General features: G+C 67.6%; 9 protein-coding genes. 7 read left to right on the top strand and 2 right to left on the bottom strand.

Annotated elements, in window-relative coordinates:
• The first annotated feature begins 96 nt into the window (after positions 1–96).
• The 3 genes from OVA28_RS02855 to OVA28_RS02845 all read left to right on the top strand — a co-directional run bounded on the left by OVA28_RS02855 (position 97) and on the right by OVA28_RS02845 (position 8,496).
• On the top strand, positions 97–678 hold the full coding sequence (locus tag OVA28_RS02855) for a hypothetical protein (protein WP_268095672.1): 582 nt from the start codon (positions 97–99) through the stop codon (positions 676–678).
• Positions 679–1,075: 397 nt separating this feature from the next.
• A complete protein-coding gene (gene rpoB, locus OVA28_RS02850; RefSeq protein ID WP_194659377.1) occupies positions 1,076–4,567 on the top strand; it encodes a DNA-directed RNA polymerase subunit beta in 3,492 nt (1,163 codons plus the stop codon).
• Between the two features lie 47 nt (positions 4,568–4,614).
• Positions 4,615–8,496 (top strand): DNA-directed RNA polymerase subunit beta', encoded by a 3,882-nt coding sequence (locus OVA28_RS02845; RefSeq protein ID WP_268095671.1) that lies wholly within the window; start codon positions 4,615–4,617, stop codon positions 8,494–8,496.
• 109 nt (positions 8,497–8,605) lie between these two features.
• Here OVA28_RS02845 and OVA28_RS02840 read toward each other — a convergent pair whose 3' ends face one another.
• The gene (locus OVA28_RS02840; RefSeq protein WP_268095670.1) at positions 8,606–9,706 is read right to left on the bottom strand and encodes a hypothetical protein; all 1,101 of its coding nucleotides are present in this window, start codon (positions 9,704–9,706) and stop codon (positions 8,606–8,608) included.
• Positions 9,707–9,926: 220 nt separating this feature from the next.
• The gene (locus OVA28_RS02835; RefSeq protein WP_194659374.1) at positions 9,927–10,325 is read right to left on the bottom strand and encodes a VOC family protein; all 399 of its coding nucleotides are present in this window, start codon (positions 10,323–10,325) and stop codon (positions 9,927–9,929) included.
• A 273-nt stretch (positions 10,326–10,598) separates the two neighbouring features.
• On the opposite strand from OVA28_RS02835, the gene OVA28_RS02830 reads away from it, so the two are divergent.
• The 4 genes from OVA28_RS02830 to OVA28_RS02815 all read left to right on the top strand — a co-directional run bounded on the left by OVA28_RS02830 (position 10,599) and on the right by OVA28_RS02815 (position 15,724).
• The gene (locus OVA28_RS02830; protein WP_194659373.1) at positions 10,599–12,263 is read left to right on the top strand and encodes a GspE/PulE family protein; all 1,665 of its coding nucleotides are present in this window, start codon (positions 10,599–10,601) and stop codon (positions 12,261–12,263) included.
• Positions 12,264–12,284: 21 nt separating this feature from the next.
• Entirely contained in the window at positions 12,285–13,850 is a 1,566-nt protein-coding gene (locus OVA28_RS02825; protein WP_326493731.1) for a type IV pilus twitching motility protein PilT, read from the top strand.
• The gene (locus tag OVA28_RS02820; RefSeq protein ID WP_268095669.1) at positions 13,850–15,073 is read left to right on the top strand and encodes a type II secretion system F family protein; all 1,224 of its coding nucleotides are present in this window, start codon (positions 13,850–13,852) and stop codon (positions 15,071–15,073) included. The genes OVA28_RS02825 and OVA28_RS02820 overlap by 1 nt, the downstream gene beginning before the upstream one ends.
• A 195-nt stretch (positions 15,074–15,268) precedes the next feature.
• Entirely contained in the window at positions 15,269–15,724 is a 456-nt protein-coding gene (locus tag OVA28_RS02815; RefSeq protein ID WP_268095668.1) for a type IV pilin protein, read from the top strand.
• Positions 15,725–15,732: the final 8 nt, after the last annotated feature.

The raw sequence follows: 15,732 nt of genomic DNA, 5'->3' as shown, positions 1-15,732 counted from the left end.
CGCCCGCGCCGTCGGCGTGCGCCAGTGCGCTCCGACCTCGAACACACCGCGTCCGGAGTGCCCCACGCCCTGGACCGCCTGCACCAGGAGACCCACTTGTCCGCCGACACCATGAGCATCCAGACGCCCCGCCGCGTCACCGCGAGCCGATCGACGGGGGCGAGCGGAGCCTCCCGTTCGTTCCATGCCGACCGTGAAGCGGCGCCGCTCTGGATGCGGACGATCGGCGCAGCGCTCCTCGGGGCAGGAACCGCCCTGTCGGCGGCCGTCCTCGCCTGGCCGGGGGATGCGCCGGAGATCGCGCTCCTGGTACCGGGCGTCCTCGGCATGGCCGTCGGCCTGCTGCTCCTGCTCGCCCGTGCCGGGTTCACCGTCACCGAGCGGCACGTCACGCTGCACTTCCGTCCGTTGCCGCCCCGCCGGATCCCACGGAGTCGGATCGTCCAGGCGCGCCTGGTCGAGGCCGACGCGACCACCTTCGGCGGCATCGGCCTGCGCATCGGCCGCGGGGTCCGGGCGCTCCTGCTGACACCGGGTCTCGGCATCGAGCTGACGGACGACCGAGGGCGGACCACCTTCGTCCGGACCCGTCGTCCGGAGGACGCGTTCCGTGCGCTGGCCGGTCTGACCGGTCAGCCGGGAGGCCCGGTGCGCGCCGAGCGCGAACGCCTCGGCTGAGGGGCCGGTCGCCTCCGGATCCGCGGCGGGACGGCGATCGCGGGGGAGTGACCGGCAGGAGCAGTGACCCTGCCGTCGTGCTTATACACGGCTCTGGCGAACTTGGTCAAGCCAGGACTGGACAGCACGTGCGACCACTGCATATGATGACTGTTCGCGCTCCCTGGCATCCGCGTCGTCATATTGCGGTCGACCGAAAGTCCTCGAAGGACTCCGCCTGGTGCAGCCGGACCCGCACATGTCGGCAGGTCCCGCTCACCCAGATCATCGCACATGCAACGCCTTCACTCGGATGGTGCATGACCGCGTGTTCTCGTGGGGTCGTCGGCGTTCAATCCACTCACCTACATGCTGCCCGTCAGTATCGGCCCGACGGGGCCAACCGGAGGTCAAACCCTTGGCTGCTGCGCTCAACGCATCCACCAACACCCCCAAGAACGGTCGCAACCACTCGCGACTCTCGTTCGCCAAGATCACGGACACCCTCACGGTTCCTGATCTGCTCGCTCTCCAGACGGAGAGCTTCGACTGGCTCGTCGGCAACGACGTCTGGAAGGCCCGACTGGCCGAGGGGCAGGAGCAGGGTCGTACCGACCTCGCGCTGCACTCCGGCCTCGAGGAGATCTTCGAGGAGATCTCCCCGATCGAGGACCTCGGCGAGACGATGCAGCTCTCGTTCACGTCCCCGGAGCTCGAGGACCCCAAGTACTCGATCGACGACTGCAAGGAACGCGGCAAGACCTACGCCGCCCCGCTGTACGTCAACGCCGAGTTCATGAACCACATGACCGGTGAGATCAAGACGCAGACGGTCTTCATGGGCGACTTCCCGCTCATGACCGAGCGCGGCACGTTCATCATCAACGGCACCGAGCGCGTCGTCGTCTCGCAGCTCGTCCGCTCGCCGGGCGTGTACTTCGAGCGCCAGCAGGAGAAGACGTCCGACAAGGACATCTACTCCGCTCGCGTCATCCCGTCCCGCGGTGCCTGGCTCGAGTTCGAGATCGACAAGCGCGACCAGGTGGGCGTGCGCATCGACCGCAAGCGCAAGCAGTCGGTCACGGTCTTCCTCAAGGCGCTCGGCATGACGAGCGAGGAGATCCTCGAGGAGTTCCAGGGCTTCGCCTCCATCGAGTCGACCCTCGAGAAGGACGCCATCCTCACGAAGGAAGAGGCGCTCAAGGACATCTACCGCAAGCTGCGCCCGGGCGAGCAGGTCGCTGCCGAGGCCGCGCGTGCGCTCCTCGACAACTTCTACTTCAACTCCAAGCGCTACGACCTGGCGAAGGTGGGCCGGTACAAGCTCAACCGCAAGCTCGGCATCGACGCGCAGCTGAGCGACTCGGTCCTGACCGTGCAGGACATCGTCCGCACGATCAAGTACCTCGTCTCCCTGCACGCCGAGAAGACGAACCTCGACGGCGTCCGCGACGGCGAGCCGGTGCAGCTGCGCCTCGACGTGGACGACATCGACCACTTCGGCAACCGTCGCATCCGCGCCGTCGGCGAGCTCATCCAGAACCAGGTCCGCACGGGTCTGTCCCGCATGGAGCGCGTCGTCCGCGAGCGCATGACCACGCAGGACATCGAGGCCATCACCCCGCAGACCCTGATCAACGTGCGCCCCGTCGTCGCCGCGATCAAGGAGTTCTTCGGCACCTCGCAGCTGTCGCAGTTCATGGACCAGAACAACCCGCTCGCGGGCCTGACGCACAAGCGGCGTCTGTCGGCCCTCGGCCCGGGTGGTCTGTCCCGTGAGCGTGCCGGCGTCGAGGTCCGCGACGTCCACCCGTCGCACTACGGCCGCATGTGCCCGATCGAGACCCCGGAAGGCCCGAACATCGGCCTGATCGGCTCGCTCGCGTCCTTCGGTCGGATCAACTCGTTCGGCTTCATCGAGACCCCGTACCGTCGCGTCGTCGACGGCGAGGTCACGAAGACCATCGACTACCTGACCGCTTCGGAAGAGGACGAGTTCGTCGTCGCGCAGGCCAACGCCCCGCTGACGAACGACTTCCACTTCGCCGACGACAAGGTGCTCGTCCGCAAGAAGGGCGGCGAGGTCGAGCTCGTCGGCCGCGGCGAGGTCGACTACATGGACGTCTCCCCGCGCCAGATGGTGTCGGTCGCGACGTCGCTCATCCCGTTCCTCGAGCACGACGACGCGAACCGCGCCCTCATGGGTGCGAACATGCAGCGCCAGGCCGTGCCGCTCCTCCGCTCCGAGTCGCCGCTCGTCGGCACCGGCATGGAGGGCTACACCGCCATCGACGCCGGCGACGTGATCATCGCCGACAAGGCCGGTGTCGTCTCCGAGGTCTCGGCCGACGCCGTGACCCTGCAGCTCGACGACGGCGGCACGCAGTCGTTCTACCTGCGCAAGTTCGACCGCTCGAACCAGGGCACCAGCTACAACCACCGCGTGATCGTCAGCGCCGGTGAGCGTGTGGAGCAGGGCGAGGTCATCGCCGACGGCCCCGCGACGGAGAACGGCGAGCTCGCGCTCGGCAAGAACCTCCTCGTCGCGTTCATGCCGTGGGAGGGCTACAACTACGAGGACGCGATGATCCTGTCGCAGAACCTCGTGAAGGACGACACCCTCTCCTCGATCCACATCGAGGAGTACGAGGTCGACGCCCGCGACACCAAGCTCGGCAAGGAAGAGATCACCCGCGACCTGCCGAACGTCAGCCCGGACCTCCTGGCCGACCTCGACGAGCGCGGCATCATCCGCATCGGTGCCGAGGTCCGCCCCGGCGACATCCTGGTCGGCAAGGTCACGCCGAAGGGCGAGACCGAGCTCTCCGCCGAGGAGCGCCTGCTCCGCGCGATCTTCAACGAGAAGTCGCGCGAGGTGCGCGACACCTCGCTGAAGGTGCCCCACGGTGAAGAGGGCACGATCATCGGCGTCAAGGTGTTCGACTCGCAGGACGGCGACGACGAGCTCGGCTCGGGCGTCAACCAGCGCGTGGTCGTCTACATCGCGCAGAAGCGCAAGATCACCGCGGGCGACAAGCTCGCCGGTCGTCACGGCAACAAGGGCGTCATCTCGACGATCCTGCCGGTCGAGGACATGCCGTTCCTGGCGGACGGCACCCCGGTCGACATCGTGCTGAACCCGCTCGGCGTCCCCGGTCGCATGAACTTCGGCCAGGTGCTCGAGATCCACCTCGGGTGGCTCGCGAAGCAGGGCTGGAAGGTCGACGGCATCCAGGAGTGGGCTTCGGCTCTCCCCGAGGCCGCCCACAGCGCCGAGCCCGGCACCAAGGTCGCGACCCCGGTGTTCGACGGCGCCTACGAGCGCGAGATCGAGGGCCTCCTCGACTCGACGCTCCCGAACCGTGACGGCGAGCGTCTGATCGGTTCCTCCGGCAAGGCCCAGCTCTTCGACGGCCGCTCCGGCGAGCCGTTCCCGGAGCCCGTGTCGGTCGGGTACATGTACATCCTGAAGCTCCACCACCTGGTCGACGACAAGATCCACGCCCGTTCGACCGGTCCGTACTCGATGATCACGCAGCAGCCGCTGGGTGGTAAGGCGCAGTTCGGTGGACAGCGTTTCGGCGAGATGGAGGTGTGGGCGCTCGAGGCATACGGCGCGGCCTACGCCCTCCAGGAGCTCCTGACGATCAAGTCCGACGACATCCTCGGCCGCGTGAAGGTCTACGAGGCGATCGTCAAGGGCGAGAACATCCAGGAGCCCGGCATCCCGGAGAGCTTCAAGGTCCTCATGAAGGAGATGCAGTCGCTCTGCCTGAACGTCGAGGTCCTCTCGGCCGACGGCCAGGCGGTCAGCCTCCGCGACACGGACGACGAGGTCTTCCGTGCCGCTGAAGAGCTCGGCATCAACATCTCCTCGCGGTTCGAGTCGTCCTCCGTCGACGACATCTGATCCCGCCCCGCCCGACAACGTTTCGAATTCAGCAAGAGAGAAGAACATTGCTCGAAGCAACTTCCTTTGACGCACTGCGGATCGGCCTCGCCACGGCCGAGGACATCCGCCAGTGGTCGTACGGCGAGGTCAAGAAGCCGGAGACCATCAACTACCGCACCCTGAAGCCCGAGAAGGACGGTCTGTTCGGCGAACAGATCTTCGGTCCTTCCCGCGACTGGGAGTGCGCCTGCGGCAAGTACAAGCGAGTCCGGTTCAAGGGCATCGTCTGCGAGCGCTGCGGCGTCGAGGTCACCAAGTCCTCGGTCCGTCGTGAGCGCATGGGCCACATCGAGCTCGCCGCACCCGTCACGCACATCTGGTACTTCAAGGGCGTCCCGTCGCGCCTGGGCTACCTGCTGGACATGGCGCCGAAGGACCTCGAGAAGGTCATCTACTTCGCCGCGTACATGATCATCAGCATCGACGAAGAGGGCCGGCACGCTGACATGCCGGGTCTCGAGAACGAGATGCGCCTCGAGATCAAGAACCTCGAGAACCAGCGCGACTCGATCATCGCCGACCGCCTCAAGAAGCTCGAGGACGACCTCGCAGCGCTCGAGGAAGAGGGCGCCAAGGCCGACATCAAGCGCCGGACCAAGGACACCGCCGAGAAGGAGATGGCCCAGGTCCGCAAGTCCTTCGACGAGGACATCACCCGTCTCGAGCGTGTGTGGGAGGACTTCTGCAACCTCAAGGTGGGCGACCTCAAGCCCGAGGACGCCGTCTTCCACGAGCTGCAGGACCGCTTCGGGATCTACTTCGACGCCTACATGGGCGCCGAGGCGATCAAGCTGCGGCTCGAGGCCTTCGACCTGACCGCCGAGGCCGAGGCACTGCGTCTGCAGATCGCCGAGGGCAAGGGCCAGAAGAAGATCCGTGCGATCAAGCGTCTGCGCGTCGTCAGCTCCTTCCTCGCCACCGGCAACTCGCCGGCAGCGATGGTGCTCGGCGTCGTGCCGGTCATCCCGCCGGAGCTCCGCCCGATGGTGCAGCTCGACGGTGGCCGTTTCGCCACGTCGGACCTCAATGACCTCTACCGTCGTGTGATCAACCGCAACAACCGTCTCCGCCGCCTGCTCGACCTCGGTGCCCCCGAGATCATCGTGAACAACGAGAAGCGCATGCTGCAGGAAGCGGTCGACGCGCTGTTCGACAACGGTCGTCGTGGACGTCCGGTCACGGGTACCGGCAACCGCGCCCTCAAGTCCCTGAGCGACATGCTCAAGGGCAAGCAGGGTCGTTTCCGCCAGAACCTGCTCGGCAAGCGCGTCGACTACTCGGGCCGTTCGGTCATCATCGTCGGCCCGCAGCTCAAGCTGCACCAGTGCGGTCTGCCCAAGCAGATGGCGCTCGAGCTGTTCAAGCCGTTCGTCATCAAGCGCCTGATCGACCTGTCGCATGCGCAGAACATCAAGTCGGCCAAGCGCATGGTCGAGCGTTCGCGCCCGCAGGTGTGGGACGTGCTCGAGGAGATCATCCGCGAGCGCCCCGTGCTGCTGAACCGTGCGCCGACGCTCCACCGTCTGGGCATCCAGGCGTTCGAGCCGCAGCTCGTCGAGGGCAAGGCCATCCAGCTCCACCCGCTCGTCTGTGCTGCGTTCAACGCGGACTTCGACGGCGACCAGATGGCCGTGCACCTGCCGCTGTCGGTCGAGGCCCAGGCCGAGGCCCGCATCCTGATGCTCGCCTCGAACAACATCCTGAAGCCGTCCGACGGCCGCCCGGTGACCCTGCCCGCACAGGACATGATCATCGGTCTGCACCACCTGACGACCGTCCGCGAAGGCGCCGTCGGTGAGGGCCGTTCGTTCTCCTCGGTCGCCGAGGCGATCATGGCGAAGGACCAGAACACGCTGCACCTGAACGCGACCGTGAAGATCCGCATGTCGGGTGTCCACTTCGCCGAGGGTGAAGCGCCCGAGGGCTACGAGGTCGGTCAGACGATCCTGCTCGAGACCACCCTCGGTCGCGCGCTGTTCAACGAGACCCTGCCGGCGGACTACCCGTTCGTCCAGAAGGTCACCGACAAGGGCACGCTCTCCGCGATCGTCAACGACCTCGCCGAGCGCTACTCCAAGACCGAGACGGCCGCTGCGCTGGACCGCATCAAGGACGCCGGCTTCTACTGGGGCACGCGCTCCGGTGTGACCGTCGCGCTGTCGGACGTCGTGACGCCTCCTCGCAAGAAGGAGATCATCGCGGGCTACGAGATCCAGGCCGCCAAGGTGCAGGGCGAGTTCGACAAGGGTCTGATCACCGACTCCGAGCGTCGCGCCGACCTGATCAAGATCTGGACCGAGGCCACCAACGAGATCGCCCAGGAGATGCGGGACAACTTCCCCATCGACAACACGATCAACCGCATGGTGTCCTCCGGCGCCCGAGGCAACTGGCTGCAGGTCCGCAACATCGCCGGTATGCGTGGTCTGGTGAACAACCCGAAGGGCGAGATCATCGCCCGCCCGATCATCAACTCGTACCGCGAGGGCCTGACCGTGGCGGAGTACTTCATCGCCACCCACGGTGCTCGCAAGGGTCTTGCCGACACCGCGCTGCGCACCGCGGACTCCGGGTACCTCACCCGTCGTCTCGTGGACGTCTCGCAGGACGTCATCATCCGCGAGGACGACTGCGGCACGACGCGTGGCCTCGAGCTGCCGATCGCGACCGTGGACGCTGACGGCAAGCTCGTCCGCGACCCCCGCGTCGAGAACACCGTGTACTCCCGCACCCTCGCCACCGCGGCGTCGGACGCGTCGGGCACGGTCGTCGCCGAGGGTGGCGAGGACGTCGGTGACGTCCTGCTGGACACGCTGCTCGCTGCCGGTGTCGAGAGCATCAAGGTGCGCTCGGTCCTGACCTGCGAGTCGGCCGTCGGTGTCTGCGCGCAGTGCTACGGCCGGTCGCTCGCCACGGGCAACCTCGTCGACATCGGCGAGGCGGTCGGCATCATCGCCGCCCAGTCCATCGGTGAGCCCGGTACCCAGCTGACGATGCGTACCTTCCACACGGGTGGTTCGGCCTCGGCCGACGACATCACCCAGGGTCTGCCCCGTGTCACCGAGCTCTTCGAAGCTCGTACCCCCAAGGGCGCGTCCCCGATCGCCGAGGCCCCCGGCCGCGTCGTCGTCGAGGACACGGACAAGGGTCGTCGGATCATCCTGACGCCGGACAACGGCGACGAGCCGTTCATCTACCCGGTGCTCAAGCGTGCGACGCTCCTCATCGAGGACAACCAGCACGTCGAGCTCGGCGAGCAGTTCATCGCCGGCACCGTCGACCCGAAGGAAGTCCTCCGGGTCAAGGGTGTCCGAGAGGTCCAGAAGCACCTGGTCAACGGTGTGCAGGACGTCTACGGCTCGCAGGGTGTGCCGATCCACGACAAGCACATCGAGGTCATCGTCCGTCAGATGCTCCGCAAGGTGACGGTCGTCGACCACGCCGACACGGACCTGCTGCCGGGTGAGCTCGTCGACCGGTCGCGCTACAACGCGATCAACCGTGCGGCGCTGCAGGAGGGTCGCAAGACCGCCTCGGCTCGCCAGGAGGTCATGGGCATCACGAAGGCGTCCCTCGCGACCGAGTCGTGGCTGTCCGCCGCGTCCTTCCAGGAGACCACCCGCGTGCTCACGCAGGCGGCCATGGAGGGCAAGCAGGACCACCTCGTCGGCCTCAAGGAGAACGTCATCATCGGCAAGCTCATCCCCGCGGGGACGGGTCTCAGCCGGTACCGCGACGTGGACGTGAACGCGACGGAAGAGGCGAAGGCAGAGCGGTACCCCAACCGCATCTTCGCTGACGACTCGTCGTTCTCGGACGCCGACCTGAGCTTCGTCGACTTCGACAGCTTCTCGTCGGACGACTTCACGCCGGGTACCTACAACTGAGCAGGCGCAGGCGGCTGGACACCAGCCACCTGAGCCGGTCGGTCTGACGGAAGGGCCCCGCATCCACCTGGATGCGGGGCCCTTCCTGCGTCCGAGCGCCGTGTCCCAGTCAGCGGTAGGTCACCGTGGCACTGCCGAGTGGGCCGTCGTCGCCAGTCGCCGAGACCGTCACGGAGCCGCCGGTCATGCGTCGCGGGTCGAGGGTCACGCGCCACGTCGAGCTCCCCGGGACCGGGGGCTCGACGCGGTTGCCGTCGGCATCCGTCACCGAGGTGCCGTCCCCGTCCGTGAAGGACAGGCGCGCGCCGGGTTCGGCGGAACCGGTGAGCACGAGCCGGGTCGGCGTGGACGAGGCCACCGAGGCGGTCACCGGGAACGGGATGGTCGCGCCGGTGGTGGTCGAACCGACCAGCCGCCCGCCGTCGAACACCTGCGCGACGATCCCCATGAAGCGCGTGCCGGCCGCGGGGTACTCGAGGTCAGCGCTCCAGGTGCCGTCGACGTTCGCGGCCCAGTCCTCTCCTGTGGTCAGTGCCCACGGGGCATCGGACTCGTCGACGAAGCGCATCTCGGTGCCGACGGGTCCTCGGCCCTCGACGTGCACCGTCCGGCCGATCGGGTCGACGGAGATCGTGTCGACGACGGGGAACGGCTCGAGCTTCGCGGAGGAGTTCACCCGGAGTTGCTCGGCGCCGTCGAAGTGCTCCGTCGTGGTGACGGTGTGCTCTCCGAACGGCACGCCCGTGACCCGGTGGGCGAAGGCGCCGTCGCGGTCCGTGGTGGTGGTGCCGACGCGGTTGCCGTCGACCGCGAGCTCGATCTGCGCGTTCGGCTCGAGTCCGGCGCCCGTGACGCGGAGCGCTCGGCGCCAGTTGTCGCGCAGTACCCCGATCGTGGTGAAGCTCACCCGGTGGGTCGTCGCGCGCAGGGTGGAGGCGGGGGACCCGATGGAGTCCGCAACGCGGAAGGTGTGTGCTCCGAAGCCGTCGACGTGGGCGGTGGTCCGCCAGGACCCGTCGGGGTCGACCCGAGCATCGACGGGGGCGCCGTCCGAGGGTGTGACGGACACCAGGTCACCCGGGTCGCCGGTGCCGGTGATGGTCACGTCCCCGGCGTTGTGCACGATCGCCGCCACCCGTGCCGTGAACCCCGCTGCCTGTGCCGGGGCTGCCATCCCGACGGCTCCGAGCGCGACGGAGGCAACGAGCACGACGCTCGCAATCGTTCGCCGTGTCACATGTGAAATCCGTGTGTTCTGCATGACCGCCATCGTGGCAGCGCCCAGCGCCGAGCGCCCAGCCCGGAAACGAACTGTTCACAACCGTGCTGCAACGCGGAACGGCGCGGTGCTGTGGAGGGATGACCACCGGTCTGGAGGCACGGTGCGGGCCCGCACCGCGCCTCCAGACCGGTGGTGGACGCGGTGCGCGCTAGAGCGAACGGCCGGCGTCGCTGTCCTGGCCGCCGTGCCCACGTCCCGTCTCGTCGGCGAGGGAGTACAGGCTGAGGACGTTGCCGTCGGGGTCGTGGACGTCGAACCAGTCGACGGCTCCGTCGACGTGCTCGACCGGCCCGACGTCGATGCCCAGGGCGGCGATCCTGCGGTGCTGTGCGGCCACGTCGTCGACGCCGAAGCGCACCAGGACGGCGTTCTCCTCGGCACCCGCGTCCTCGACGAGCTGGATCCAGATCCCGCCGATCTCGTACTCCGCGACGCCCTCGGCGGGCTCGAGGTCGGGGTCGACCCGCTCGAACACGGCGCCGTACCAGAGGCAGGACGCCTCGAGGTCGGTGACGGGTAGGCCCACGGTCACGCTCGTGATCTCCATGACTCATCATGTCCTCTGGGTGCTCGCCCCGTCGAGGGGATCTGCGCGCCGTGCTCGTGTCGGTCCCGTTCGTCAGGTGTTCCTCCACAGGTGCCGTCACGGGCCGAACTGTCCACGCACCCCTGTTCTGGGTGCACCGAGGCACCCTCGCCCCCTCATTCTGGGACTGCGGCACCGACCGGTGCCGGACGTAGCGTTGACGAGCGCCGAGCCCCCTGGACGGCGCTTCGACCCCACCCGCTTGCGCGCGACACCGAGGAGGCTCCGAGACCCATGGCGACGCTCTCCGAGATCCTGATCCTGAACGGCGCTCTCCCGATCGAGCACCTCGACTCCCTGACGGGCGACGAGGACATCGACGAACGCTCCATCCGCTCCCTGGTCACGCAGGGCGTGGTGAGCGAGGCACAGTTCATCACCGCGCGGGCCGCGTCGAACAACTCGAAGACCGTGCCCCTGACGGACTACCCGGTCGACGGCACCGCGGTGTCGATGCTGCCGGCGGCGCTGTGTCGGCGCCACGGCGTCCTCGGTATCGGGTTCGAGGGCGAGACCCTGGTCCTCGCGATGGTGAACCCGTCGAACGTGCTGGCGATCGACGACGCCCGCGCCGCATCCGGTCGCATGATCAAGCCCCTGCAGGTGGACGAGCGCGACCTCGCCACCGCGTTCGACCGCTACCTCCGGGCGGACGACGAGCTGAACGACCTGACCTCGTCGCTCGAGGAAGAGGCCGGCCGGAGCACCGAGCAGCAGGTCGACCTCGCAGACGGGTCGCTCGACGACGTCCCGATCGTGCGCTTCGTGAACCTGCTCGTCTCGCAGGCGATCCAGGACCACGCCTCGGACATCCACATCGAGCCCGGCGAGCACGAGGTCCGTGTCCGCTACCGCATCGACGGCGTGCTGCACGAGATGGCGCCGGCACCCAAGAACATCCAGAACGGCGTGATCAGCCGCCTGAAGATCATGAGCGACATCGACATCGCCGAGCGTCGGAAGCCCCAGGACGGCCGCATGTCGGTGCGTCACGGGGGTCGGCAGATCGACCTCCGCGTGGCGACGCTCCCGACGGTGTGGGGCGAGAAGGTCGTCATGCGCATCCTCGACAACACGAACACGTCGCTGACGCTCAAGGACCTCAACCTGCTCGACCGGAACGCCGCCGCGTACCAGCGCTCCTACTCCAAGCCGTACGGGATGATCCTGGTCACGGGCCCCACCGGCTCGGGCAAGTCGACCACGCTTTACACGACCCTCAACGCGGTCGCCAAACCGGAGATCAACGTCATCACGGTCGAGGACCCGGTCGAGTACCGGATGGCCGGTGTCAACCAGGTGCAGGTCAACCCGAAGGCCGGTCTGACGTTCGCGTCCGCGCTGCGCAGCATCCTCCGCTCCGACCCGGACGTCGTGCTCCTCGGGGAGATCCGCGACCACGAGACCGCCCAGATCGCCATCGAGGCCTCGCTCACCGGTCACCTCGTGCTCTCCACCCTCCACACGAACGATGCCCCCTCGGCCATCACGCGCCTGACCGAGATGGACATCGAGCCCTTCCTGGTGGGCTCCGCGCTCGACTGCGTCGTCGCCCAGCGTCTGGCGCGCAAGCTCTGCGACCGGTGCAAGGCACCGGCGATCTACGAGCCCGAGCAGCTCCGCGCCCTCGGGTTCATCGACGGACAGGACGTCCCCGCGTTCTTCGCCCCGATCGGCTGCGCCGTGTGCTCGAACACCGGGTACCGCGGCCGCATCGCCCTGCACGAGGTCATGACCGTGTCCGAGGAGATCGAGCGGCTCGCCGTCGCCCGGGCCTCGAGCGCCGAGATCAGCCGCGTCGCGCAGGCCCAGGGCATGCTCACTCTCCGGCAGGACGGGTGGGAGAAGGTCAAGCTCGGCATGACGAGCATCGACGAGATCATGCGCGTGGTCGCGTAGCGAAGGCAGAGGACGATCATCATGAGCGACTCCGTGTACGACATCACCACCGCCGGCGACGAGCCCGTCGCCGGTTGGCACCCCGGGCGCCCGGGCCACGAGATCGGCTCGCGCCGCGCTGCCCGGTTGGCACAGACCGGCACGCAGCCGACCGTCACCCCGGCCCAGCCGGTGGTGGACATCCCCGTGTACGACCTCGGTGACGACGTCGCCGGATGGCCTGCGCCGTCCGGGTCCCCGGTCGCCGTGCCGGTGGCGCAGCCCCACGCCGCCCCGGCCACCCCGCCTGCCGCCGTCCCGCCGTCGACGGCCAGCTACGGTTACCCGGACGCGGTGACCCAGCACCTGCCGGTCGTCCCTGCGCAGCCGGACACGAGCCTCCAGGTCCTGCCCGTCTCGGCCACCTCGGAGATCCACTTCACCCACCACGCGCGCGAGGTCGCCGACCCAGACCTGCTGACCGCGCTCGCGCAGGTCGTCTACCAGGGGGCATCGGACCTCCACCTCACCGCCGACGCCGCACCGACCGTGCGCGTCGACGGCTCCCTCCGTCCCGCCGTCCCCGGTGGGCCGTGGGCGCGGAACAAGGTGGTCGCGGCGCTGAAGACGCTGCTGTCCGCCGAGCAGGCCGCCCAGTTCGATCAGGACCAGGAGCTCGACTTCGCCTACTCGCTGTCGCCGGAGTACCGCTTCCGCGTGAACTACTACCAGCAGCGTGGCAACTGGGGCGCGGCCTTCCGCATCATCCCCACCAAGATCAAAACGCTCAAGCAGCTGGGCATCCCGGCACACGTGTCCGAGTTCGCGAAGCTGCCCCGCGGGCTCGTGCTCGTGACCGGTCCCACCGGGTCCGGCAAGTCGACCACCCTCGCCGCGCTCATCGACCTGGTCAACGAGACCCGTGCGGACCACATCGTGACGGTCGAGGACCCGATCGAGTTCATGCACGACCACAAGAAGGCGATCATCAACCAGCGCGAGGTCGGCGCGGACACCCACTCGTTCGCCGCCGCCCTCAAGCACGTGCTGCGGCAGGACCCCGACGTGATCCTGATCGGTGAGCTCCGCGACCTCGAGACGATCTCCGTCGCGCTGACCGCCGCCGAGACGGGGCACCTGGTGTTCGCGACCCTGCACACGCAGAGCGCTCCCGGCACGATCGACCGCATCATCGACGTGTTCCCGCCGCACCAGCAGGGACAGATCCGGACGCAGCTGGCCTCCACGCTCGAAGGCGTGGTCTGCCAGACGCTCGTGCCGAAGGCCAACGGCTCCGGCCGAGTCGTCGCCACGGAGATCATGAAGACCACCCCCGCCATCGCCAACCTCGTGCGCGAGGGCAAGACCTACCAGATCACCTCTTCCATGCAGGCCGGCCGTGACGCGGGCATGCACACCATGGACCAGGACCTCGCCGAGCTCGTCAACGTCGGCACCGTCACCCGCGCCGCGGCGATGGAGAAGGTCCACGACCACGACGGCTTCGACCGGCTCGTCCAGCGCGTCGAGTCCCCGTCCGACTCGTCCGCCGCGGCCATCGCCGCGAGCGAGATCGACTTCGGCGACAAGTTCTCCGGAGGCCACTGATGTCACTCGCGTTCGACTACCGCGGGCGGGACGTCGCCGGCAAGCTCGTGAAGGGGCGCCTCGACGCCGCGTCCGAGGGCGCCGTCGTCGCCCGGCTCCGTGGGATGGGCGTCTCGCCGATCGACATCAGCGAGGCCAAGGTCGGCTCCGGGCTGCAGACCGAGATCAAGATCCCGGGGTTCGAGAAGGGCGTCGGGCTCAAGGACCTGGCGATCATGGCGCGGCAGGCGTCGACGATGCTGTCGTCGGGGCTGTCGCTGCTGCGGGCGCTGACGATCCTCACCGACCAGACGGACAACAAGAAGCTCAAGGGCGTCCTGTCGAAGGTCCGCGACGAGGTGGAGCACGGTGTCTCCTTCTCGGACGCGGTGTCGAAGTACCCGGTCGACTTCCCGCCGATCATGATCAACATGATCCGGGCCGGGGAGACGGGCGGCTTCCTGGACCAGGCCATGGACTCCATCGCCACCAACTTCGAGAAGGAGCACAAGCTCCGCTCGACCATCAAGTCCGCGATGACCTACCCGGTCGTCGTGCTGTGCATGTCGCTCGCCGCGGTCGTCATCATGCTGGTCTTCATCGTCCCGATCTTCCAAGACATGTTCTCCAGCCTCGGCGGCAAGCTCCCGCTGCCGACGATGATGCTCGTCTACCTCTCGCACGCGATGGTCTACGTCGGGCCGGTCCTCGCCGTGGCGATCATCCTCGGGTGGATCTGGTGGCGCGCGAACAAGAACACCGACCGGGTCCGGGCGTTCGTCGACCCGCTCAAGCTGAAGCTCCCGGTGTTCGGGCAGCTCAACCGCAAGATCGTGATGGCCCGGTTCTCCCGGAACCTGTCGAACATGATCGGCGCCGGCGTGCCCATCCTCGAGGCGCTGAGCATCGCCGGTCAGGTGTCGAACAACTTCGTCGTCGAGAAAGCGCTGAACCGCGTTTCCGAATCCGTCCGGAAAGGTGAATCGATCGCCGCTCCACTGGAACGCGAAACGGTGTTCCCGACAATGGTCTCGCAGATGATCGCCGTCGGTGAAGACGCGGGTTCCATGGAATTGATGTTGGAACGCATCGCGACGTTCTACGACAATGAAGTGGAATCCACCACCGAAGCACTGACGTCACTCATCGAGCCGCTGCTCATCGCGTTCCTCGGCGTGGTCGTCGGCGGCATGATCGTCGCGCTCTACCTGCCGATCTTCCAGATCTCCACGCTGATCAAGTAACGAGGACCCCTCACGGCGGACCACCCCCTGGCGGGGGTGGTCCGCTTCGTCGTCACCCCCGGTACTGGGGGCATTTCACACTCGTCTGCCCCCCGTTCTCGGGATTATGCCCGGAAACCGACGTGAATACGCTCGACACCGGCGGCAGAGCTAGCCCCCGAACCCTTTCCGAAATCCGAAAGAATGGAAGAGCACATGTACTCCGCTCTCATGGGCAAGCTGAACGCTCGCCGCAACGGCCTCGTCGAGAACAACGACAAGGGCTTCACCCTGATCGAGCTCCTGGTCGTCGTGATCATCATCGGCATCCTGGCCGCGATCGCGATCCCGGTGTACCTCGGCATCCAGAACAACGCCAAGGACTCGGGCGCCCAGTCGGACCTGTCGAACACGAAGACGGCGATCATCGCCGTGCAGACCCAGGACAGCACGGCGACGTTCCCCACCACCGCGCCGGACTTCACGTCCGACAAGTACAAGTCGGCCGGTGCCACGAGCAACAGCTCGAAGACGCTCACCTACAGCGCGAACTCGGGTGGCACGGCGTTCTGCATCGTCGCCGTGAGCAACTCCGGCACGAGCTTCGCCATCACCGACACGAGCGGCGCAACCAAGGGCAGCTGCGCCGCCGGCGTTTTTGTGAAGCCGTAGTCGAACTG

The sequence above is a fragment of the Curtobacterium sp. SL109 genome (assembly GCF_026672405.1).
Taxonomy (GTDB): Bacteria; Actinomycetota; Actinomycetes; order Actinomycetales; family Microbacteriaceae; genus Curtobacterium.
This window is presented reverse-complemented; position numbering and strand designations above follow the sequence as displayed.